22 protein-coding genes are annotated in these 22,484 nt (G+C 39.2%); all 22 read left to right on the top strand.

The window, feature by feature from the left end:
* Window positions 1-6 precede the first annotated feature (6 nt).
* The 22 genes from CIL05_RS01630 to CIL05_RS01530 all read left to right on the top strand — a co-directional run bounded on the left by CIL05_RS01630 (window position 7) and on the right by CIL05_RS01530 (window position 21,904).
* Window positions 7-366, top strand: coding sequence for a response regulator (locus CIL05_RS01630; RefSeq protein WP_095653751.1), 360 nt, complete (start codon window positions 7-9; stop codon window positions 364-366).
* A gap of 101 nt (window positions 367-467) precedes the next feature.
* On the top strand, window positions 468-1,325 hold the full coding sequence (locus tag CIL05_RS01625) for a class II fructose-bisphosphate aldolase (RefSeq protein WP_095653750.1): 858 nt from the start codon (window positions 468-470) through the stop codon (window positions 1,323-1,325).
* Window positions 1,326-1,379: 54 nt separating this feature from the next.
* Window positions 1,380-2,021: a fructose-6-phosphate aldolase gene (fsa, locus tag CIL05_RS01620; RefSeq protein ID WP_095653749.1), complete on the top strand. Its 642-nt coding sequence runs from the start codon at window positions 1,380-1,382 to the stop codon at window positions 2,019-2,021.
* Between the two features lie 161 nt (window positions 2,022-2,182).
* The gene (gene murA, locus CIL05_RS01615) at window positions 2,183-3,469 is read left to right on the top strand and encodes a UDP-N-acetylglucosamine 1-carboxyvinyltransferase (protein WP_095653748.1); all 1,287 of its coding nucleotides are present in this window, start codon (window positions 2,183-2,185) and stop codon (window positions 3,467-3,469) included.
* A 98-nt stretch (window positions 3,470-3,567) separates the two neighbouring features.
* Entirely contained in the window at window positions 3,568-4,536 is a 969-nt protein-coding gene (gene glpX / locus CIL05_RS01610) for a class II fructose-bisphosphatase (RefSeq protein WP_095653747.1), read from the top strand.
* Between the two features lie 345 nt (window positions 4,537-4,881).
* Complete coding sequence (rho, locus tag CIL05_RS01605) at window positions 4,882-6,165, top strand: transcription termination factor Rho (protein WP_095653746.1); 1,284 nt, start codon at window positions 4,882-4,884, stop codon at window positions 6,163-6,165.
* A 155-nt stretch (window positions 6,166-6,320) separates the two neighbouring features.
* Window positions 6,321-6,566 carry a type B 50S ribosomal protein L31 gene (locus CIL05_RS01600; protein ID WP_095653745.1) on the top strand — a complete coding sequence of 82 codons (246 nt, stop codon included), beginning with the start codon at window positions 6,321-6,323 and terminating at the stop codon, window positions 6,564-6,566.
* 376 nt (window positions 6,567-6,942) lie between these two features.
* A complete protein-coding gene (locus CIL05_RS01595) occupies window positions 6,943-7,563 on the top strand; it encodes a thymidine kinase (RefSeq protein WP_095653744.1) in 621 nt (206 codons plus the stop codon).
* A 463-nt stretch (window positions 7,564-8,026) separates the two neighbouring features.
* Window positions 8,027-9,097 carry a peptide chain release factor 1 gene (gene prfA, locus CIL05_RS01590; RefSeq protein ID WP_095653743.1) on the top strand — a complete coding sequence of 357 codons (1,071 nt, stop codon included), beginning with the start codon at window positions 8,027-8,029 and terminating at the stop codon, window positions 9,095-9,097.
* A 1-nt stretch (window position 9,098) separates the two neighbouring features.
* On the top strand, window positions 9,099-9,959 hold the full coding sequence (prmC, locus tag CIL05_RS01585; RefSeq protein WP_095653742.1) for a peptide chain release factor N(5)-glutamine methyltransferase: 861 nt from the start codon (window positions 9,099-9,101) through the stop codon (window positions 9,957-9,959).
* Window positions 9,960-10,257: 298 nt separating this feature from the next.
* Window positions 10,258-10,860, top strand: coding sequence for a stage II sporulation protein R (spoIIR, locus tag CIL05_RS01580; protein WP_095653741.1), 603 nt, complete (start codon window positions 10,258-10,260; stop codon window positions 10,858-10,860).
* Between the two features lie 70 nt (window positions 10,861-10,930).
* Entirely contained in the window at window positions 10,931-11,332 is a 402-nt protein-coding gene (locus tag CIL05_RS01575) for a GNAT family N-acetyltransferase (RefSeq protein ID WP_095653740.1), read from the top strand.
* A 365-nt stretch (window positions 11,333-11,697) separates the two neighbouring features.
* Window positions 11,698-12,720 (top strand): L-threonylcarbamoyladenylate synthase, encoded by a 1,023-nt coding sequence (locus CIL05_RS01570; RefSeq protein ID WP_095653739.1) that lies wholly within the window; start codon window positions 11,698-11,700, stop codon window positions 12,718-12,720.
* A 155-nt stretch (window positions 12,721-12,875) separates the two neighbouring features.
* On the top strand, window positions 12,876-13,427 hold the full coding sequence (locus CIL05_RS01565) for a manganese efflux pump MntP (protein WP_095653738.1): 552 nt from the start codon (window positions 12,876-12,878) through the stop codon (window positions 13,425-13,427).
* A 209-nt stretch (window positions 13,428-13,636) separates the two neighbouring features.
* The gene (locus tag CIL05_RS01560; RefSeq protein WP_095653737.1) at window positions 13,637-14,242 is read left to right on the top strand and encodes a low molecular weight protein arginine phosphatase; all 606 of its coding nucleotides are present in this window, start codon (window positions 13,637-13,639) and stop codon (window positions 14,240-14,242) included.
* Window positions 14,243-14,358: 116 nt separating this feature from the next.
* Window positions 14,359-14,796 carry a ribose 5-phosphate isomerase B gene (gene rpiB / locus CIL05_RS01555; protein ID WP_095653736.1) on the top strand — a complete coding sequence of 146 codons (438 nt, stop codon included), beginning with the start codon at window positions 14,359-14,361 and terminating at the stop codon, window positions 14,794-14,796.
* Window positions 14,797-14,964: 168 nt separating this feature from the next.
* A complete protein-coding gene (locus CIL05_RS01550; protein ID WP_095653735.1) occupies window positions 14,965-15,525 on the top strand; it encodes a TIGR01440 family protein in 561 nt (186 codons plus the stop codon).
* Between the two features lie 69 nt (window positions 15,526-15,594).
* A complete protein-coding gene (gene glyA / locus CIL05_RS01545; RefSeq protein ID WP_095653734.1) occupies window positions 15,595-16,839 on the top strand; it encodes a serine hydroxymethyltransferase in 1,245 nt (414 codons plus the stop codon).
* 295 nt (window positions 16,840-17,134) lie between these two features.
* Entirely contained in the window at window positions 17,135-17,764 is a 630-nt protein-coding gene (upp, locus tag CIL05_RS01540; RefSeq protein WP_095653733.1) for a uracil phosphoribosyltransferase, read from the top strand.
* 46 nt (window positions 17,765-17,810) lie between these two features.
* A complete protein-coding gene (wecB, locus tag CIL05_RS01535) occupies window positions 17,811-18,926 on the top strand; it encodes a non-hydrolyzing UDP-N-acetylglucosamine 2-epimerase (RefSeq protein ID WP_095653732.1) in 1,116 nt (371 codons plus the stop codon).
* A 223-nt stretch (window positions 18,927-19,149) separates the two neighbouring features.
* Window positions 19,150-19,320, top strand: a complete 171-nt coding sequence (locus tag CIL05_RS22005; protein ID WP_165769017.1) for a hypothetical protein — start codon at window positions 19,150-19,152, stop codon at window positions 19,318-19,320.
* 409 nt (window positions 19,321-19,729) lie between these two features.
* Window positions 19,730-21,904 (top strand): S8 family serine peptidase, encoded by a 2,175-nt coding sequence (locus tag CIL05_RS01530; RefSeq protein WP_095653731.1) that lies wholly within the window; start codon window positions 19,730-19,732, stop codon window positions 21,902-21,904.
* The last annotated feature ends 580 nt before the right edge of the window (window positions 21,905-22,484 follow it).

The following is a 22,484-nucleotide window of genomic DNA, read 5'->3' as shown; positions in this document are numbered from 1 at the left end:
AGGTTATTGGCTAAGGAGATTTTGGTGGTTGATGATCAGCCAGGGATATGTTTGTTATTGACAGATATTCTCGAAAATGAAGGGTATATAGTATATACAGCTAATACTGGAAAACAGGCATTGGATAAAGTTACGGAGCATTTATTTGATTTAATTATTTTAGATTATAAGCTTCCAATTTTGGATGGAACAAAGGTTTTACAGCGAATGGAAGCCGCTGAAATTCACATACCAGCAATACTTATGAGTGGTTTGGCAGAAGATATTATTAAGGAAGCAGAACATTACAGTTCGGTAAAAAATGTTTTGCCAAAACCATTTAATGTGATGGATGTTTGCAACATTGTAAAGTCTATTATCGGTTAAAATCACTCTATTCTTGCGCCGGGCTGCAGTAGTTGGTATTCTTATAATGTAGAATAATTAAATTCAAATGATGAACGTATTCATCTAGAGGAGGATATACAATGCCATTGGTTTCTATGAAAGAAATGCTCGAAACAGGAAAAAGAGATGGTTATGCAGTTGGTCAATTCAATATAAATAATCTGGAGTATATACAGGCTATTCTTCAGGCAGCAGAGGAAGAAAAATCACCGGTTATTCTAGGTGTTTCTGAAGGTGCAGGAAGATACATGGGTGGTTTTAAAGTAGTTGTATCCATGGTGAAGTCATTAATGGAAGCTTATGGCACAACAGTTCCGGTAGCTATTCATTTAGATCATGGTTCAAGCTTTGCAAAATGTGCGGAAGCCATTCACGCAGGATTCACTTCTGTGATGATTGACGCATCCCATGGTCCATTGGAAGAAAATATTGCAACAACAAGTAAAGTAGTAGAGTTGGCACATATCCACGGGGGTTCCGTAGAAGCAGAGCTTGGTATAGTTGGTGGACAGGAAGATGACGTAATTGCAGAGGGTGTCATTTACGCGGATCCTAAAGAATGTTTAGAGCTTGTTAACCGTACTGGCATTGATTGCCTAGCACCAGCTTTAGGTTCAGTTCACGGTCCATACAAAGGTGAACCAAACTTAGGCTTTACTGAAATGGAGGAAATCTCCAAAACTATAGCTCTTCCATTGGTATTACATGGCGGAACTGGGATCCCTACAAAAGATATCCAACGCTCTATTTCATTAGGTACTGCGAAAATTAATGTAAATACGGATAACCAAATTTCTCAGTCAAAAGCAGTTCGTGAAGCATTGGCTGCAGATCCGGATCAATATGACCCACGTAAATATCTAGGACCAGGTACAGAAGCGATTAAACAAACAGTTATGGGCAAAATGCGCGAATTTGGTTCTTCACAAAAAGCTTAAGTAAGTTGTACTAAGAAATAAAATAATTCATATAAAGAAGTGGGGGCTTGCTTAATGAAATTTTTTATTGATACTGCGAACATTGATGAAATAAGACTGGCAAATGAACTTGGTATTCTTGCAGGTGTAACGACAAACCCAAGTTTGGTGGCAAAAGAAGGTGTATCATTTCATGACCGGCTGCGTGAAATTACTGCAGAAGTGTCAGGTTCTGTAAGTGCGGAAGTTATCGCTGAAGATGCAGAAGGTATGATCAATGAGGGGAAAGAATTGGCTGCCATCGCCCCGAACATTACTGTAAAGGTACCAATGACATTAGAAGGTCTAAAAGCAGTCAAGGCATTTAGTGATTTAAATATAAAAACAAATGTCACATTAATTTTCAATGCAAACCAGGCACTTCTTGCAGCACGGGCAGGTGCTACTTATGTTTCGCCATTTTTAGGGCGATTGGATGATATTGGACATGATGGAATGAATCTTGTTGCAACCATTTCGGAAATTTTTAACCGTCATGATATTCATTCTGAAATTATTGCAGCTTCCATCAGACATCCATTACATGTAATAGATGCAGCATTAAATGGAGCACATATTGCAACACTTCCGTTGAAGGTACTTGAGCAACTTGTAAAACATCCATTAACAGACCAAGGTATTGAAAAATTTCTTGCAGACTGGAACAAGCAAAATTAATTGCATAATAATGGAAGAACTGCACAAGATATGTTGGAAGGCTGTGGTTCGGTGAAATATAGTTTCATGACCTGGATTCCAAATTGAAAATGATCGATTACTTCAAAAGATGTGTGTGTTCAAATTAATCTTTGAACAACCTCAGGGAAGTGGGGTTTAAAATGCAAAAAATGTTAATTGAGGGCGGCCATTTATTGAATGGCAAGGTGCGAATAAGCGGTGCGAAAAATAGTGCCGTGGCTTTGCTGCCTGCCGCGATATTAGCTGACTCAGATGTAGCAATAGAAGGACTTCCTGAAATTTCCGATGTGTATACACTAGGGGATTTGCTGGAGGAAATAGGTGGAAAAGTTGCCTGGGATGGACAAACTGTTCACATTAATCCTGAGAATATGGTATCCATGCCATTGCCAAATGGAAAAGTAAAGAAGCTGCGTGCCTCTTACTATTTCATGGGAGCTATGCTTGGGAAATTTAACAAAGCCGTTATTGGCTTGCCAGGGGGCTGTTACTTGGGTCCTCGTCCAATTGACCAGCATATTAAAGGATTTGAAGCACTTGGTGCCGAGGTTACCAATGAGCAGGGAGCCATTTATCTCCGGGCAAAAGAACTGAGAGGTGCCAGGATCTACCTTGACGTCGTCAGTGTAGGTGCGACGATTAATATCATGCTTGCAGCAGTAAAAGCAAAAGGAAAAACAATTATTGAAAATGCGGCAAAAGAGCCGGAAATAATTGATGTGGCTACATTGCTGACAAATATGGGTGCAAAAATTAAAGGTGTTGGAACTGACGTTATTCGTATTGAGGGTGTAGAAACACTGCATGGCTGCAGACATACGATTATACCGGACCGGATTGAAGCTGGTACGTACACAATTGCTGCAGCAGCACAGGGGAAAGAAGTTATTATTGATAATGTTATTTCCCAGCATCTGGAATCTTTACTTGCTAAATTACGTGAAATGGGTGTATCTATCGAGGAAAGTGATGAGCAGCTACTGATCAGACCAAAAAATCCGCTGAAAAGTGTGGATTTAAAAACATTGGTATACCCTGGATTTCCAACAGATTTACAACAGCCATTTACATCGTTATTAACAAAAGCAGTAAATACAGGTGTGATTACAGATACCATTTATTCTGCTCGCTTAAAACATATTGACGAATTAAGACGCATGAATGCTATAATAAAGGTTGAAGGTGGATCTGCCATTATATCAGGTCCTGTCCAACTGCAAGGAGCTCGAGTGAAAGCTACAGATCTCCGTGCAGGGGCTTCGCTTATTATTGCTGGCTTAATGGCAAATGGTATCACAGAAATAACCGGCCTTGAGCATATTGACAGAGGCTATGAAAAAGTTACAGAGAAGTTACTCAATCTCGGTGCCAACGTGTGGCGAGAAGAGATGACAGAAAAAGAAATAGTCCAATTTCAAAATTCTTAAGTCCATGGATGAGCGGAAAGCTTATATTTCCGCTCAGCCTTTCTTAAAATTTTTCCTTTTGGGATGAGGATAATTTATATAAAAAGGAGAGGGAAAACATGGAAAGAAGTTTAACAATGGAATTAGTACGTGTAACCGAGGCTGCAGCACAATCTTCAGCCCGTTGGATGGGCAGGGGAATGAAAGAAGAAGCGGATGATGCTGCAACATCTGCAATGCGAGATGTATTTGATACCATTCCGATGCAAGGTACGGTAGTTATCGGTGAAGGAGAAATGGATGAAGCACCAATGCTTTATATTGGTGAAAAGCTTGGTACTGGTTCTGGCCCAGGTGTAGACGTTGCAGTCGATCCTTTGGAAGGAACAAACATCGTTGCACAGGGTACGTGGAATGCACTGGCAGTTATAGCTATTGCAGATGAAAAGACATTATTGCATGCACCGGATATGTATATGGATAAAATTGCAGTTGGTCCAGAAGCAGTAGGCAAGATAGATATCAATTTCTCCACAATTGAAAATCTGCAAGCGGTAGCAAAAGCAAAAAACAAAAATATAGAAGATGTTGTTGCAATCGTATTGGATCGTCCTCGTCATCAAAAGTTAATTGAGGAAATCCGTGCAACTGGCGCTAGAATCAAATTAATTCCTGATGGAGATGTAGCAGCAGCAATAAATACAGCATTTGATGATACAGGTGTTGATATACTGCTAGGCAAGGGTGGTGCACCTGAAGGAGTTTTAGCTGCAGTGGCATTAAAATGTTTAGGCGGCGAAATCCAGGGCAAGCTGACTCCATCTAATGATGAGGAAAAAGCACGCTGTGAAAAAATGGGAATCAAAGATATAAATAGAGTTTTATACATGGATGACTTTTGCAGTGGTGATGATGCCATCTTTGCTGCAACAGGCGTTACCGATGGTGAATTACTTAAAGGTGTGCAATTTAAAGGCTCGAAAGCCACAACACAAACAGTTGTTATGCGGGCAAAAAGTGGTACTGTTCGCTTCATTGACGGAGAACACAGCCTGCAGAAAAAGCCGAATCTTGTGATGGAGCCATAGTATGAAATAAAAGTTATCTTCCAAAAAAAGAGAAAAGGGAGCCACAAATCTTCTTGGCTTCCTTTTCTATTAAACATTTAAATTAAAAATAGAGTTGAATTATCACAGGTAAAAAGGTAATATGGTATATGTTTAATACATGTATAAATTGGCTACTCTGGTTTATACGTAACGGAACTTCTAATCTAGCTTCTTAAAACCTTCTTTTCTTCAAGGACAGACCTACCAAAGAAAAGCAAAATTCTCATCAAAATTAAAAAGTAATTATTGACTGATGGGACTAACATAAATTATTTTTATACATATATCTTTTTAGATGTAAAAACGAATAGGCGTGGTGATTTTATGGCAGCATTAACAATCTCTCATTTAGAAACATTAACATTGAAAGAAATTTATGCTTTGGCGAGAGAATACAAAGTATCATATTATGCAAAATTAACTAAAAAAGAACTTATTTTTTCAATTTTAAAAGCACAGGCAGAAAAAGATGGCTTTCTTTTTATGGATGGCGTTTTAGAAATAATCCCTTCAGAAGGATTCGGCTTTCTAAGGCCGATTAATTATTCTCCAAGTGCAGAAGATATTTATATATCCGCTTCACAAATTCGCAGGTTTGATCTGCGTAACGGGGATAAAGTATCTGGGAAGGTTCGCCCTCCTAAAGAGAATGAGCGTTACTATGGATTGCTTCATGTGGATGCAGTTAATGGAGAAGATCCTGATTCATCGAAAGAACGTGTGCATTTTCCGGCACTAACAGCTTTATATCCTGACCGATTAATGCGGTTGGAGGAAGATGAATCGAAAAGATTATCCACTCGAATTATTGATTTAATGACCCCGGTAGGTTATGGTCAGCGTGGACTTATTGTTGCACCACCAAAAGCCGGTAAAACAATTCTGTTAAAAGAAATTGCAAACAGCATTTCCAAAAATCATCCGGAAGCAAAATTGATCATTTTACTAGTTGATGAAAGACCGGAGGAAGTTACAGACATTGAACGCTCTGTACACCCTGATGTTGATGTAGTCAGTTCAACCTTTGACGAAGTCCCGGAAAGCCATATTAAGGTTTCTGAGCTTGTATTGGAAAGAGCTATGCGTTTAGTGGAACATAAACGTGATGTGATTGTATTAATGGACAGCATCACACGTTTGGCACGTGCTTATAACTTGGTCATTCCGCCAAGTGGACGCACACTTTCCGGTGGTATTGACCCTGCGGCATTCCATCGTCCGAAACGATTCTTCGGTGCAGCAAGAAATATCGAAGAAGGCGGCAGTTTTACAATCCTGGCGACTGCATTAGTTGACACAGGCTCCCGCATGGATGATGTCATTTATGAGGAGTTCAAAGGAACAGGAAACATGGAACTGCATCTCGATCGCCATTTGGCAGAACGCAGAATTTTCCCTGCCATTGATATTTTAAGATCCGGAACACGTAAAGAAGAATTACTTGTGGATAAAGGGCATCTTGACAAAATGTGGGCAATACGCAAAACCATGCAGGACTCCAATGATTTCCTTGAACGCTTCCTAAGACGATTAAAAGCATCAGATACCAATGCGGAATTTCTTCAATTAATGGATGAAGAGATGAAACGTAAAGGGACAAAAAGATAGGAACTGGAAATATTTTTTATACCCATCCTATTGCAATCAACACTTGAGACTGTTATAATCTTTTTATGTGAGTTTTGATAGGTTATTGCACCTATGACGGCTCCCCGTAACAACTCTGTTTCCAAGGGATTCAGGGCAAAAAGGAGTGGAAGAACATGAAAAAGGAAATTCATCCCCAGTACAAAAAAGTAGTATTTCTTGATACTAGCTCAGACTTTAAATTCTTGAGTGGATCAACAAAAAGCTCAGATGAAACAATCGAGTGGGAAGATGGTAACACATACCCATTGATCAAAGTTGAAATCAGCTCAGATTCACACCCATTCTACACAGGTAAACAAAAAGCAGACAAAGTCGGCGGCCGTGTAGACCGATTCAAGAAAAAATATAATATGAAATAAGGAAGCGTAAAGGGCTTGCACAGCGACGAAAAGCATAAGCAAGAAACCGTAGAGCGCACGGTTTTGGCGCTTGGAGTGTTTATTGCTTATGACTCGAGTCGCTAGCCCTTGGAGCTAGACTGATAAGAGGCTGAGGGGACTGTTTAGAAGCTGAAGGCTTGAATTGATGAGTCAGTGCAGAGGGCTTGCCCTGCTACACTGGCTGAAAAAAGTTAGCTTCTAAGTCATCAGCGAATCAATAAAATTAATAAGAAAACAGGCAAAACGTCTATATTTTGCCTGTTTTTTTACTTTAAAAATCAGGTTAATTATCTTGGGATTAGTGGTAAACTAATCTATACACATAGAAAAACATCCTTGAAGGGAGCTCCCTACCATGTACGTGATGAATCAAAGCGGCTGGGTTGAAGTGATTTGTGGAAGTATGTTCTCCGGGAAATCCGAGGAATTGATCCGCCGTATTCGCCGCGCAATGTATGCAAATTTAACAGTACGTGTATTCAAACCGGCGATTGATGACAGATATGACGATACATCAGTTGTATCACATGATGGGACATCAACGGTAGCACGTCCTGTAAATAGCTCAGCTGAAATTTTGCAGCAAATCAATGATAATGTTGATATTGTCGGTATTGATGAAGTGCAATTTTTTGATAATAATATTGTGGAAGTTGCCGAGGAAATAGCGAATCGGGGTATCCAGGTAATTACTGCTGGACTGGACACAGATTTCCGGGGTGAACCATTCGAACCAATGCCAAAACTCATGGCCCTCAGTGAATCTGTCACAAAACTAAACGCAATTTGTCCGGTATGTGGCTCTCCAGCTAGTAGAACACAAAGATTAATCAATGGAAAACCAGCGTCTTATGATGATCCGATAATTCTTGTTGGTGCATCTGAATCCTATGAGCCAAGATGCCGGCACCATCACGAAGTACCTAATAAACCCAGTAACAAAATGTCAAAAAGTTTAACTGAAGTTTCGAAATAGAGCGCCTTGAGTGGGGTGCTCTATTTTTGAATGTGGAAAAGGGGAGAACTTCTTTTTAAGTGTGGGAATAAAGTGGGATTGACGAAAAAATATCATCCGGAGCGTAGATATATCGTCCGGATACAGAATATATCATCCAGAGCGTAAATATATCGTCCGGAAGCAGATAATATCATCTGGAGCGTAGATATATCGTTCGGAAGCAGATAATATCATCCGGAGCGTAAATATATCGTCCGGAGGCAAATTATATCATCCGGAGCGTAAATATATCGTCCGGAAGCAGAATATATCATCCGGAGCGTAGATATATCGTCCGGAGTCAGATTATATCATCTGAAGAAGTATTCAACATCGAAAGCGCCGGTACATCAGCCTGGGCACAGATAAATCCAAAATAATTTTGACCTGCACCCTTGGTTATACTATAATTATAATGTTAATCGAAAAAGAGGTGGTCGTGATGTTAGATCGTTTGCAAACATTGGAAGATCGTTATAATAAACTAAATGAAATGTTAAGTGATCCTGAAGTTATTAGTGATATGGATAAACTGCGTGAATATTCGAAGGAACAGTCCGGACTTGAGGATGTTGTTCAGTCTTATCGTGAATATAAAGATGCATCAACACAGTTGAAAGATGCAAAAGAAATGCTTGAAGATAATCTGGATGATGAAATGTATGAGATGGTTAAAGCGGAAATTTCAGAGCTTGCCGAGACAAAGGAAGACCTGGAAGAGAAAATGAGAATACTTCTTCTTCCAAAGGATCCTAATGATGATAAAAACGTATTTATGGAAATTCGCGGTGCAGCTGGTGGCGATGAAGCTGCACTATTTGCTGGCGATTTATACCGTATGTATTCCAGATATGCAGAAAATCAAGGCTGGAAAACAGAGGTAATGGAAGCACACTCAACTGGAGTTGGCGGCTATAAAGAGATTGTTTTTATGATCAATGGAAATGGTGCTTATTCCAAATTAAAGTATGAAAATGGTGCACACCGTGTGCAACGTGTTCCGGAAACTGAATCTGGTGGAAGAATTCATACATCGACTGCAACGGTTGCTGTTTTGCCGGAGGCTGCGGAAGTTGAAATTGATATACATGAAAAAGATATCCGTGTGGACACATTCGCATCAAGTGGTCCTGGTGGGCAAAGTGTTAACACAACGATGTCTGCTGTACGCCTAACACATGAGCCAACAGGCACTGTAGTTTCCATCCAGGATGAAAAATCCCAAATTAAAAATAAAGAAAAAGCGATGAAAGTGCTTCGTGCGCGGATTTATGATAAATATCAGCAGGAAGCTCAGGCGGAATATGATGAAACCAGAAAGTCTGCAGTTGGTACCGGTGATCGCTCAGAGCGAATTCGCACCTATAATTTTCCACAAACCCGTGTAACAGATCATCGTATTGGATTAACGCTGCAAAAGCTTGATCAGATCTTACAAGGTAAATTGGACGAATTTATCGACGCGTTACTAGTAGAAGAACAAACGAAGAGACTTGAGCAAATCGGTGAATAATATGATAAAAACAAAACAATATGAAGTCCTTCAATGGGCTTCTCTTTTTTTAGAAAAACATAATCGTGAATCACGGGTTGCAGAAATCCTGCTGCAGCATCATTTACAAGTAACTCGATCCCAATTTCACATGATGATGAGAGATTCAATTACAGATGAAGTTATAGACCGCTACAAAGCGGATATCTTAAAACATGCCGAAACAGGTATTCCAGTTCAGCATTTAATGGGATATGAAACATTTTACGGTCGGAAGTTCTTTGTCAATGAACATGTGCTAGTTCCAAGACCTGAAACTGAGGAACTTGTTCAGCATGTTATAGAATTGGGAAAATGGAGCAATATACCACATCCGAGGATTGCAGATATTGGTACAGGAAGTGGAATTATCGCAATCACACTCGCACTAGAGCTGCCTGACGCAACAATTTATGCAACTGATATTTCGGAAGAAGCTTTGAAAATGGCTGAACATAATGCTGAAACACTTCAGGCAGATGTTATTTTTCGAAAAGGTGATTTTCTGAAACCGCTAATCGATGAAGAAATAATTCCGGATATAATAGTATCCAATCCTCCCTACATTGCAAAATCAGAAGAGGATTCACTTTCTGAAACTGTGAAGAATTTTGATCCCGAACTGGCACTTTTTGCAGAAGAAGACGGGTTGGCTGCATACAAAAAAATAATTGATCAATCACAAGAATTGATTAAATCAAAAGCCGCATTTGCATTTGAAATAGGATTCGAGCAAGGAAAAGCAGTAAGTGGGCTAATCAAAAATGTCTACCCATCAAGCGATGTGGAAATCTTACAAGACATAAACAAAAAAGACCGAATCATCTCAGCTATTATAAAATAAAGGCTAATTTCCAATGAAAGTAAACATGCTGAAATTTTTCTGGCAGTTGAAATTCATGAAAAACCCTTGAAAATGCATGGCATATTAGCAACAACGTACATTAGAAAACTTGACATTCGCTTTAGGTTGGGCGTATGTCTTAGTTGCACTTATGTAGACAGGTAACGTTTTATACTTCCCTATCTGCCAAAAATAGCCAAAGTATAATCCATAAATAATATTTTTATAGAATACTAGTTTAAAATCTTCTTCCTCAGCCCATACTGTTGATAGATCAATTGGAGAGGGGAAAGCGGTGATGAAGAAACTAGTATTTTTTGCATTTATATTTTTATTATTATTTTTTATGATGCCAGCACAGGGTGTGAGTTTAACGGTAGATTCAGAGGATGATTATCAGGTAATTCCGGATGATGCCATTAGACTTCGGATTCTGGCAAACAGTGATAGCGATGTCGATCAGCAGCTGAAGCGAACTGTGCGAGATAGAGTTAATGAAGAGATTACCCAGTGGGTTGAATATATTACAGATATTGAGGAAGCGAGAAAGCTGATAGAATCACGTCTTCCGGAAGTAGAGGCTATTGTGGCAGAAGTTTTGAAAGAAGAAAATAAGGATCATGGTTTTGAAGTGGAATATGGTAAAGATGTAACTTTTCCAACCAAGCTGTATGGTTCGTATTTATATCCTGCAGGAGAGTATGAAGCTGTCCTTATAACGATCGGTGAAGGTAAAGGTGCCAATTGGTGGTGTGTACTTTTTCCACCACTATGCTTTTTGGACTTTTCCAATGGAACGGCAGTAGCTGCAGCAGCAGAAACAGATGAGATGGAAGAAGTAGAAGAAGAAAAAGAGACCGAGGTAAAATTTTTCCTATTTGAATGGTTTGATTGGTTATAGTTCAGATAGTTTGTGCATAGGATGATAGAAATGATGGTAAAACTATCAAAACAATAATAGAGGTGAAAACATGAAATTAATTCCAGCGTATCAAGCTTCTGAAAACCAAATCGATCAATTCCTGCATAAAAACCAAAATGTAGAAAAGGACAGTCTGCTTCAAATGGGTTATGTTGTGGAAATCCAGGATCAAATCGAAGGCTGTTTTATTTTAGAAGCGATGGATGAAGGGGTTTATTGGTTAAAGCAACTCTATATTACTAAATCCGAAGCTGCTAAACTTCCTATACTGCTTGAGTCTATTTTAACATTGGCAAAAAAGCAGCAGGCAAAAAGAGTATATGTGCACAGCCATCAGCCAGTCGTGGATATATTATTGGAAGCACTACAATTCCGTCCACAAAAAGAAAAGGTTTTCGTGGATAAGTACAATGCTGATCAAGGCAGCTGGTGGTCCTATAGCGTTTCATAATAAGATATTCACATTATCCACAGAGGTTTGTGAGTAACTTGTTGGAAAGTTGTTAGTAAAAATGTTAATTTGTGCATAAGATTGTTAACATGTTGAAAAAGATATAGAAACCATATCAAGTCTGTGGATAAATGTCTGCGGGCTTTTTTATTTTTTTGGAAGGCTGTTTTCTACTATTTGTTTTGTCCTTGAGAAGAACTCTCACGGACATTCTTCATCTAATTTCCAGCAGCTTTGTCTTTGAGAAGCTCTCACGGACATTTCTCATCTGATTTCAAGTTGTAGTATATGCATTAATACCCCATTTTTTGCGAAAACTGTGCACATCCTCTAAAATAATAACTAGAAAAGAGGTTGCGGCAGTAATGGAAACAAAACGATGGAATTTAGAAAATGAAATAACTGATAAAGAAGTTGCTATTGAGGAAGCGGCCAAGCTGTTATTAGCAGGGGAAACTGTTGCTTTTCCGACAGAAACTGTTTACGGATTGGGTGCAGATGCAACAAATGAAGAAGCGGTGGCCAAAATTTTCGAAGCAAAAGGGCGTCCACAGGATAACCCTTTAATTGCCCATGTTGCTACAAAACAGCAATTAAAACAGCTTGTGGATAACCTTCCTACTTATGCAGAAAAGTTAATCGACACATTTGCTCCGGGGCCATTAACTTTTGTGTTACCAGGTAATGGGACATGTGCAAATAATGTAATCGCAGGCTTATCTACTATTGCAGTAAGAATGCCTGATCATCCAGTCGCACGACAGCTGTTGAAAAGCTGTAATATCCCAATTGCAGCACCAAGTGCCAATATTTCAGGCAAACCAAGTCCGACAACAGCAGATCACGTCAAGAATGATTTGTTTGGAAAAATTGCTGGTTTGCTGGATGGCGGCGCTACAGGAGTGGGTCTTGAATCAACGGTAATTGATTGTACACAGAATATCCCCATTATTTTAAGACCTGGTGGTATAACGAAGGAACAATTGGAAGAAGCGGTTGGTCTTGTGATGATGGATCCTGCGATTGTGAATAACAATGAAAAGCCAAAGTCTCCTGGAATGAAGTATAAGCATTATTCTCCTGAAGTTCCATTATGGTTAATTAATGGTACAACCGATAAAATTCAGTATTACATTGATCAGGAGCAAAAAAAGAATAACCGGGTTGGTGTGCTTGCTAGTACGAATTTTGCCAAAACCATAAAAGCAGATGAAATCATACCACTAGGTGAAAACATGAATGAAATTGCTGCAAACCTTTATGATGGATTACGCAGATTTAAACAGGGGGATGTGGATATTATCCTATGTGAATCCTTCCCGGAAGCAGGGATTGGTCAGGCAGTAATGAATCGATTGAGAAAAGCGGCAAGTGTATATTTGGATTAGCTAGATAGAAGTGTTTGTATCAGCTAGACTCTCAAGCATCTGGATACCAATAGAGCAGTAGCTAACAGGAGGTAATTCCGGCATATGAAGCTTGCATTCATATTCCTATTTGGACATGCATATATTTTTAACAGCATGTTCTAGGGGGATGGTGGATGACAGCATATATAGGTGAGTTTATCTCATTAATCTTTTTGGCTATTGCATTAGGGTTAGATGCTTTTTCGATAAGTCTTGGACTTGGAATGCAACGACTGCGGTTGAAACGAATTGCATTGATAGGTATAACCATTGGATTATTTCATATTTTAATGCCGTTTATCGGAATTATTCTGGGAAAAGTAATCTCGATGCAAATCGGGCAATTAACCGAATTAGCTGGTGGTCTTTTATTAGTTGGAATTGGTGCACAAATGATCTTTTCTGCATTCAATCATCAAGTCAAAAAAATTATACAACCAATTGGAGCAGGTTTAATTTTCTTAGCTTTCAGTGTAAGTATTGATAGTTTTTCTGTTGGTTTAAGTCTTGGTATATCCGGAGTTAAAACAGCCCTTGCACTATTACTGTTTGGTGCTGCAAGTACAATCCTCGCATGGGGCGGGATGCTTTTAGGCAGGAAAGTCCACGGATTGTTAGGTGCCTATAGCGAAATTTTAGGTGGAAGTATTTTATGTGGTTTTGGACTTAAAATATTGTTTGGTTAAAATAAGGCTGATTTTTGCTTGGGCGAAAAGTCAGCCTTATTTGAGTGTCAGGGAAATATATGAAATAACAGTCACCTTCAGGTAAAAAAACGAGCAATATATCTTTAAAATCATATAAGAAACCGATCTGTAAATTGACCTTTTTTGCTAACAAGTTTTCTTAATATGTGATATATTTGATAAAGAGAAATTAAGGTGGAGGTTCATCAATGAGAATTTTGTTTGTCTGTACAGGGAATACGTGCCGAAGTCCAATGGCTGAGGCTTTGCTGAAAGATAAAATGCCTGATGCAGAGGTGCAATCTGCGGGAATCTTTGCCGGGGAAAATCAGCGGGCAAACCAAAAAGCAGTTGAAGCCTTGGGAGAATACCAGATTACAATGAATCATTCTTCCCAGCCGGTAACAGAAAAAATTCTGCACTGGGCAGATATTATTTTAACGATGACGACACAACACAAACAATCATTAATTATGGAGTATCCGAATTTTCAGGATAAATATTTCACCCTGAAGGAATACGTTTCCGAAGCCGATAAAATTGTATGGAATAAACTAAAAAAAGCTTATGCAGAATATGAAGAAAAACGATCATTATTTATTCAGAAAAACCAGCACAAGCTGGACAACACACTGCTAGATCAGAAGCTGGAAAAACATTTGAATGATGATTTGCAAAAGATTAAACAACTGGAAGCCAATCTTATCAATTACGATATTTCTGATCCCTTTGGCGGGGAATTGAGAATCTATCAGGAAACACTGACAGAGATGGATAAATATATTGATCTACTACAAAAAAAGTTAACTAAGTAGTCGGTTGAAGCAATTGCAGGGGAAACATCTACCGGCACAGAATCTAAATAAACAGATTAATCAATTTAAAGCGATATTATTTTGTAAATGACATCTATGAAAAGGAGTGAAGCAGGATGAAGGTTATCATTACAGGAGACCATGCGGGCATGACCGTTCGGAGTGAAGTAAAAAGCTTATTAGAGGAAATGGGTATTGAATATGAAGATACCGGCTGCAGCTGTGAAACGTCTGTAGATTATCCGGACTATGCGCTACCTGCTGCTGAGCGCATTGTTAATGGCGAATTTGATCGCGGGATTTTTATCTGTGGAACAGGTATTGGCATGTCGATCGCCGCAAATAAAGTTAAAGGAATCCGCTGTGCATTGACACATGATGTCTATAGTGCAAAATTAACCCGTCAGCATAATGATACAAACGTACTCGCAATGGGTGAACGTGTCGTTGGTCCAGGGTTGGCGCGAGAGGTTGCTAAAGTATGGCTTGAAACCGAATTTGATGGTGGCCGCCATGCAAACCGAATTGGAAAAATTACAACATACGAGGGATAATGTTCTACTGATAGGAAAGTATAAATTTTTTCAGGAAATCAGTATAAGTTCAACTAAGGCTTGCACTCCGGAGTTTAAGGGCTTCTAGGAAAGCAAACTATGCTTTTAAGAATAACTTTAACGAAAGCCAAGTTTTCTAAAAAAACTATCATATGGCAGGTGGACTTCATGGCAGATTTTAATTATAAGCTCAAAGAAGATATCGCAGCTGTCGTAAATGAATGGATCACCAGTGAACTATTGCATAAGGGAGACCTTTTTGTAATTGGATGCTCTACAAGTGAAGTTGCCGGAAAGCATATTGGAACCTCCGGCAGTGAAGAGATTGCTGCAATTATTTTCACAGAATTAAGCAAGCTCAAACAAAGAACAGGAATCCATCTTGTTTTTCAATGCTGTGAACATTTAAACCGTGTATTAGTTGTGGAAAAAGAAACATTGCAGTTATATCAGCTGGAGGAAGTTTCCGTCATACCTGTTCCTACAGCAGGCGGATCAATGGCTTCCTATGCCTATAAAAATATGACGAATCCGGTTGTTGTTGAAACAATCAAAGCACATGCAGGTATCGATATTGGTGAGACAATGATTGGCATGCATTTAAAGCATGTTGCAGTGCCACAGCGGTTTGAAAGTCGCTTCATAGGTGATGCCAGGGTCTCGTCAGCCCGAACACGTCCGAAGCTCATTGGTGGAGAGCGTGCAAATTATGTTAATTCTTTAAGCTGATACCAGCTACAATTTCACACTGGAGCAAGCTTAAAATATAAAATATAAATTATACAGGAGGCTATACATATGGAACATGTAAAACAAGCAGATCATGAATTGTATGAAGCAATTCAAGCGGAGAAAACACGTCAGCAGGAGAAAATTGAGTTAATTGCATCAGAAAACTTTGTCTCTGAAGCAGTTATGGAGGCAATGGGTTCTGTTTTAACGAATAAATATGCTGAAGGCTATCCTGGTAAAAGATATTATGGTGGCTGTGAACATGTGGATGTAGTGGAAAATTTAGCGCGTGATCGTGTGAAAGAACTGTTTGGCGCAGAGCATGCTAACGTTCAGCCGCATTCCGGTGCACAAGCAAATATGGCTGTATATTCCAGTATTTTAGAGCCAGGAGATACAGTGCTTGGAATGAATTTAAACCATGGTGGTCACTTAACACACGGAAGTCCAGTTAACTTTAGTGGTAAACTATATAACTTTGAAGAATATGGTGTGGAAAAAGAAACAGAGCAGCTTGATTATGAAGTGGTAATGGCTAAGGCAAAAGAAGTAAAACCTAAATTAATTGTTGCCGGTGCAAGTGCATACTCACGTGAACTTGATTTTGCTAAATTCCGTGAAATCGCTGATGCTGTTGATGCATACCTATTGGTGGATATGGCACACGTTGCCGGACTTGTGGCAGCAGGCTTGCATCAAAACCCTGTTCCTCATGCAGATTTTGTTACGACAACAACACATAAAACATTACGTGGTCCACGTGGCGGGGTAATTTTATGTAAAGAAGAACACGCTAAAAAAGTTGATAAATCTGTTTTCCCTGGTATGCAAGGTGGTCCGTTGATGCACGTAATTGCTGCAAAAGCAACAGCATTTAAAGAAGCATTGGCAGATGATTTTAAAACCTACGCAAAACAGGTTATTGAAAACGCAAGTACTTTAGGAGAAGCACTTGTAAGTGAGGGTGTACGGGTCGTTTCAGGCGGAACAGATAATCATTTGCTCCTGCTGGACGTAACGACACTGAACCTTACTGGTAAAGTAGCTGAAAAAGTATTGGATGATATCGGTATTACAACAAATAAAAATACAATTCCTTTTGACACGGAAAGTCCATTTGTAACGAGTGGTGTCCGTATTGGTACAGCTGCAGTAACAACGCGTGGATTTGGTGAAGCAGAGATGAAGGAAATCGCAGAAATTATTTCCCTTTCATTAAAAAATCATGAAGACGAAGCGAAATTAAAAGAAGCAGCAGAACGTGTCACAACACTGACTGCAAAATTCCCATTGTATTCTGTATATGCGTAAGTGAAAAGGGATGTCCTGGATAAGGGCATCCCTTTTTTGCGTTAGGATGATCTTGGGTCATCTCTCTACGCCCGATCGGAACGAAAATAGATGTGAATGGGCACATAGACCGCTTCTCTACGCCCTAACGATCAAAAATCAGGTGTACCAGGGCACATAGACCGCTTCTCTATTAGTAATCTTTCCGAAAGGAGTCTTTTGCTCTTTTACAAAATATCTTCACATAACTTGAAAGCTTGTCGTTTTTTCAGTACAATTTTAAAGATACAACAAACTTGAAGGAGTGATCAAAAGAATGGGAAATGTTTTCGTACTGGATCATCCGTTAATTCAGCATAAATTAACGTACATAAGAGATAAAAACACTGGAACAAAGGAATTTCGCGAGCTGGTGGATGAAGTAGCTATGCTTATGGCTTTTGAAATAACGAGAAATCTTCCATTGCAGGAAGCGAGCATTGAAACACCGGTAATGGAAACAAAGACAAAAGTTTTAGCAGGTAAAAAAATTGGTCTCATTCCTATTTTGCGTGCAGGATTAGGCATGGTGGACGGGATGTTAAATCTAATTCCGGCAGCAAGGGTAGGCCATGTTGGTTTATATCGTGATCCTGAAACGTTAAAACCAGTAGAATATTATATAAAATTACCAACTGATATTTCGGAACGTGAATTAATTGTTATTGATCCGATGCTGGCGACAGGCGGATCAGCAAATGATGCAATTCATTCTTTGAAAAAGCGTGGCGCTAAAAATATTCGCCTAATGTGTTTGGTTGCAGCTCCCGAAGGTGTAGAAGTTATTAAAGAAGAGCACCCAGATGTTGATATTTATTTAGCTGCATTAGATGAAAAGCTGGATGAAAAAGGATATATTGTTCCAGGGCTTGGTGACGCTGGTGACCGTTTATTCGGTACGAAGTAATTTCCTCCCCTGCTTGTGGGGATTATGAATAATGGAGTGACTAAATTTGAGTAAACGCATTAAGGTAATGACAATTTTCGGGACAAGACCAGAAGCGATAAAAATGGCGCCGCTGGTTCTTGAATTAAATAAGCGCTCAGAAGAATTTGAATCAATTGTAACGGTAACTGCACAACATCGTGAAATGCTGGATCAAGTACTGGATATTTTTAAAATAACACCAGATTATGATTTGGATATCATGAAAAAGCAGCAAACCCTTGCACAAATTACAACACGAGCACTTGAAGGTCTGGATGAAGTGATGAAGGAAACGAAGCCGGATATCGTGCTGATTCATGGTGATACTAGTACTACATTTGCCGGTTCTCTGGCTGCCTATTATAATCAAATAGCTGTGGGCCATGTTGAAGCGGGCTTAAGAACCTGGGATAAATATTCCCCATTCCCTGAAGAGATGAATCGCCAGCTAACAGGTGTAATGGCAGATTTGCATTTTTCACCAACGGAAAAGTCAAAGCAAAATTTACTGGATGAAAATAAGCCAGCTGATCGTATTTCTGTAACTGGTAATACAGCAATTGATGCACTGAAAACAACGGTTGATGAAGCTTATTCCAGTCCAATTATTGACGCATTGGGTGACAAACGACTTGTTTTGATGACAGCACACCGCAGAGAAAACCTTGGCAGTAATATGCAGCAAATGTTTCGTGCAATCAAACGGTTGGTTGAAACACATGATGATATTCAGGTTATTTATCCTGTGCATTTAAATCCGGTTGTTCAGCAAACAGCGAATGAAATTTTAGGTGATGATGACCGTATTCAATTAATCGAACCTCTTAGTGTAGTAGATTTTCATAATTTCGCAGCACACGCCCATTTGATATTAACAGATTCAGGTGGTGTGCAGGAGGAAGCACCATCACTTGGAGTCCCGGTTCTGGTATTGCGTGATACAACAGAACGCCCGGAAGGAATCGATGCTGGTACATTAAAATTAGCAGGTACAGATGAGGATACAATCTTCAATCTGGCTAATGAGTTATTATCAGACGAAAGAGCACATATGAAAATGGCCAAAGCCTCCAACCCTTATGGTGACGGCGAGGCATCGAGAAGAATTGCAGATGCGATTGTGGCGTATTTTGGACAGTGATCGAAACTTCATGACTGAAATAATTCACGTATTTTTAATTTAAAACGATAAATTAGCTGTTATCTCCAATCCATGAGATAGCAGCTTTTTAGCATTTTAACCGCCTTAGATATAGATATTCAATTGTCACTGGATTTCTTAATTGGAATATATATAATAAAATTCTAAATAGTTTAATAATAGTGAATATATGCTGCAATTATAATGAAAGGAGTGGATACTTGTGACAAGTGCACAGGCAACACATAGGAACTATGATAGCTTGGAAAATAAAGAGAGGATTGCCAATATGATCAATGAAGGTGGAATTGGTGTTGAAGCACATTATTCCTATGAAACAGTGCAGCAAATCCATCAGCAAATAAACAATACCGAAGAAAAAGATAATTATTAACATATTACCTAGCGACCTGAGCTAGGCATTTTTTTGTTTTTGATTGGATATATCGGCTGGAGCATGTGGATATCTGCCGGAGCGTAGAAATATCTTCCGGAGAGAAAATAAATCTGCCGGAGGGTAGAAATATCGTCTGGAGAGCGGATATATCGTCCGGAGAGAAAATATATCAACCAGATAGCGAATAAATCTGCCGGAGGGTAGAAATATCGTCTGGAGAGAGGAAATATCATCCGAAGCGCAGATATATCATCCAGAGTGTAAACATATCATCCGGAGCGCAAATATATCGTCCAAAGCCCAAATATATCACCCGCAACACAAAAATATCCGCACATTCATGCGCCCCATGTATATTTTCACCTCCTCCTCCAAAAACTAACTTTAAAAAGGAGTCCCGCCACCTATGCGCTTTTTCCGTTACATACTAACTGCAATTCTAATCTTAGCAATATCCCCATCAACTACACAAGCAAATGAAGAAGACCTTCAATCCATCATCATCGAAGTGGAGGGTGATCCACAAGAGCATAGGGAATATATTGAAACATATCATCCTTTTATCAATGTGATTGCAACATACGAGAAACTTTTCAATGGGCTGGCGATTCAAGGAGCGCCTGAAAAGTTGGCGAAAATGGAATCATTGGAGTTTATTAAGGCGATTCATTCTGTACAAACATATGAAACAACATCGCCATTAATAACTTCCCCGCAAGCGAAGCTACCTAATGCAGTAATCCCGTCTGAACTAAATACAACGGACTATACAGGGGAGGGAGTAAAGGTTGCGGTTATTGATACAGGAATTGATTATAATCATGTGGATTTAGCTTCAAATTACGTTGCAGGCTACGATTTGGTAGACCTTGATGATGATCCCATGGAGACACTTCCTGAACAAGGACCGTCGACTCTACATGGTACACATGTTTCCGGTATAATTGCTGCTAATGGCGAATTAAAAGGTGTTGCACCAGATGCGGAAATTTATGCATATCGTGCGCTTGGCCCCGGAGGTTCAGGGACATCTGTCCAGGTTATCGCAGCAATGGAGCAGGCGGTTGAAGATGATGTTGATATTATGAACCTTTCATTGGGAAATGCAGTAAATGGACCAGATTACCCGACAAGCATAGCGGTTAACCGTGCCATAGAACTCGGGGTTTCAGTTGTCATAGCAAATGGAAATAATGGACCGAATAAATGGACTGTTGGCTCACCGGCAACCGCTTCAAAGGCACTTTCTGTAGGTGCCTCCAGTCCCCCGGCGCGTATTCCATATTTATACGAAACATTAATGGATAAAACCATCCCGCTTGTGCCAATGATTGGTTCAACTAACTGGGATTTAGAAAAGTCATATCCGATGGTAAATGCTGAAAAAGAAACAAACTTGCATGGAAAAATAGCACTTTTCATCCGTAATGATATACCTTTTTACGAAAAGGCTAAAAAAGCAGAAGAGAATGGCGCAATTGCAGTTGCAATTTATAACAATGAAGATGGAATTTTTCAAGGAATGATTCAAAATGAAAAACCTGTTACTATTCCTGTGGCGTCAATCGCTAAGCAGGACGGGGAATGGCTGAAGGAACAACTGCAATCCCCAACTTTTCAAATGGAGACAGCGTATAAAAAAACAGAAAGTACAATTGCAGATTTCAGTTCACGTGGTCCGGTAACCGTTAACTGGGATATCAAGCCTGATGTGCTCGCACCTGGAACAAATATTTTAAGCACGGTGCCTGGTGGCTATCAGGAATTACAAGGGACAAGTATGGCCGCACCGCATGTTGCCGGTGCTATAGCTTTAATCAAAGAAGCGCAACCTGATTGGACAACAGAACAAATTTTTGGAGCATTAAAGACTACGGCCGAGCGATTGAAAACTGAAAAAGGACAACCACTGGAACCAATCATTCAGGGAATGGGAAAAATCCAAGTAGATCAGGCGATCAATACAGAAACATTAATTAATGATCCGCTACTATCATTTGGGAAAATAGACGACTATAAAGGATCGAAAACGATAGAAGTAGTCATTGAAAATACAACAGATCAAACGCAGAGCTACAGCTTTTCTATTCCTTCAAAAAAACAGGGTCTTACCTGGAAGCTGCCAAAAACATTCCAAATTAAAGGAAATGAAAGCATCACGATCCCGATGGAACTAAATATTATCTCTTCCCAAATAAATGAAGGAATACATCAGGGGTGGTTAGCTTTACATCGAGATAACGAGGAATTTCATTTGCCATACTTATTCGTTAATAAAACAGCAGATAACCCGAAAGCTATGGGCTTTGAATTTTCATTAAAGCCTTTTTCCGATGATACACTCACATATCGCCTGTATGTGACAGATCCCGCAACACGCGTGGAAGTAGACTTATACGATCCAGATACACTAATGTTTGAAAGAAACTTACTGGAGCTTAATGATATAAAAGTCGGAATGAACGAAGGAGAAATAAAGAAATCAGAACTAGGCAGCCCTGGTCATTATAATGCACTGATCACGGTTTACCTGGAAAATGGACAATATGAAAGTTATGAAACAGTACTGTATATTGAGTGAGTGGAAATTGGGAATAGCAGCACAGCCCCAATCTTTAAAAATCCACTCTTAAACATCGTCGAAAAAACCGATTAGTTCACAAAAATGTCACTTAAAAGACCCATAGTTTCCTATATAATAATACACAGGGTTTCATACTGCTTGTGAATATAATGATAAATGGCGAAATTCAGCTAAAAATGATTGGATAAAATGGAAGTTAAAAAAATGTAAAACATCCCTTAAACTAATTGACAACAAGGTGGGGCTATTGTACACTAATTTAGTGTGGAATGGTAAGGTTTACATTAAACTGCGATAATTATGTTTGTTCTTAGGCTTTTTTAAAACTTATTGAAGTAATATATACATAATATATCGAAGCTTTCCACAATTGCTGTGCTAAATCTCACATTTTCTTCATTTTTTACATGTGAAAACAATCAACCCTGAGGAGAAGAAGCATCAAGTACATAAAATGTCGAATTCCACTAACATAGCTTGCTTTCAAGCCTAACAATACCCGAGTAAATTAAACTGGCCATTATCTATTAAATAAAATACAGCAGGTTAACAATGGGATATAATATGTGCAACTATG

The sequence above is a fragment of the Virgibacillus profundi genome (genome assembly GCF_002287375.1).
GTDB lineage: Bacteria > Bacillota > Bacilli > Bacillales > Amphibacillaceae > Virgibacillus_K > Virgibacillus_K profundi.
This window is presented reverse-complemented; position numbering and strand designations above follow the sequence as displayed.

Excerpts from the sequence above, each read along its gene's own strand:
- CIL05_RS01625 (WP_095653750.1), top strand. The coding sequence starts at position 468 with ATGCCATTGGTTTCTATGAAAGAAATGCTCGAAACAGGAAAAAGAGAT.
- fsa (WP_095653749.1), top strand. The coding sequence starts at position 1,380 with ATGAAATTTTTTATTGATACTGCGAACATTGATGAAATAAGACTGGCA.
- murA (WP_095653748.1), top strand. The coding sequence starts at position 2,183 with ATGCAAAAAATGTTAATTGAGGGCGGCCATTTATTGAATGGCAAGGTG.
- glpX (WP_095653747.1), top strand. The coding sequence starts at position 3,568 with ATGGAAAGAAGTTTAACAATGGAATTAGTACGTGTAACCGAGGCTGCA.
- rho (WP_095653746.1), top strand. The coding sequence starts at position 4,882 with ATGGCAGCATTAACAATCTCTCATTTAGAAACATTAACATTGAAAGAA.
- CIL05_RS01600 (WP_095653745.1), top strand. The coding sequence starts at position 6,321 with ATGAAAAAGGAAATTCATCCCCAGTACAAAAAAGTAGTATTTCTTGAT.
- CIL05_RS01595 (WP_095653744.1), top strand. The coding sequence starts at position 6,943 with ATGTACGTGATGAATCAAAGCGGCTGGGTTGAAGTGATTTGTGGAAGT.
- prfA (WP_095653743.1), top strand. The coding sequence starts at position 8,027 with ATGTTAGATCGTTTGCAAACATTGGAAGATCGTTATAATAAACTAAAT.
- prmC (WP_095653742.1), top strand. The coding sequence starts at position 9,099 with ATGATAAAAACAAAACAATATGAAGTCCTTCAATGGGCTTCTCTTTTT.
- spoIIR (WP_095653741.1), top strand. The coding sequence starts at position 10,258 with ATGAAGAAACTAGTATTTTTTGCATTTATATTTTTATTATTATTTTTT.
- CIL05_RS01575 (WP_095653740.1), top strand. The coding sequence starts at position 10,931 with ATGAAATTAATTCCAGCGTATCAAGCTTCTGAAAACCAAATCGATCAA.
- CIL05_RS01570 (WP_095653739.1), top strand. The coding sequence starts at position 11,698 with ATGGAAACAAAACGATGGAATTTAGAAAATGAAATAACTGATAAAGAA.
- CIL05_RS01565 (WP_095653738.1), top strand. The coding sequence starts at position 12,876 with ATGACAGCATATATAGGTGAGTTTATCTCATTAATCTTTTTGGCTATT.
- CIL05_RS01560 (WP_095653737.1), top strand. The coding sequence starts at position 13,637 with ATGAGAATTTTGTTTGTCTGTACAGGGAATACGTGCCGAAGTCCAATG.
- rpiB (WP_095653736.1), top strand. The coding sequence starts at position 14,359 with ATGAAGGTTATCATTACAGGAGACCATGCGGGCATGACCGTTCGGAGT.
- CIL05_RS01550 (WP_095653735.1), top strand. The coding sequence starts at position 14,965 with ATGGCAGATTTTAATTATAAGCTCAAAGAAGATATCGCAGCTGTCGTA.
- glyA (WP_095653734.1), top strand. The coding sequence starts at position 15,595 with ATGGAACATGTAAAACAAGCAGATCATGAATTGTATGAAGCAATTCAA.
- upp (WP_095653733.1), top strand. The coding sequence starts at position 17,135 with ATGGGAAATGTTTTCGTACTGGATCATCCGTTAATTCAGCATAAATTA.
- CIL05_RS01530 (WP_095653731.1), top strand. The coding sequence starts at position 19,730 with ATGCGCTTTTTCCGTTACATACTAACTGCAATTCTAATCTTAGCAATA.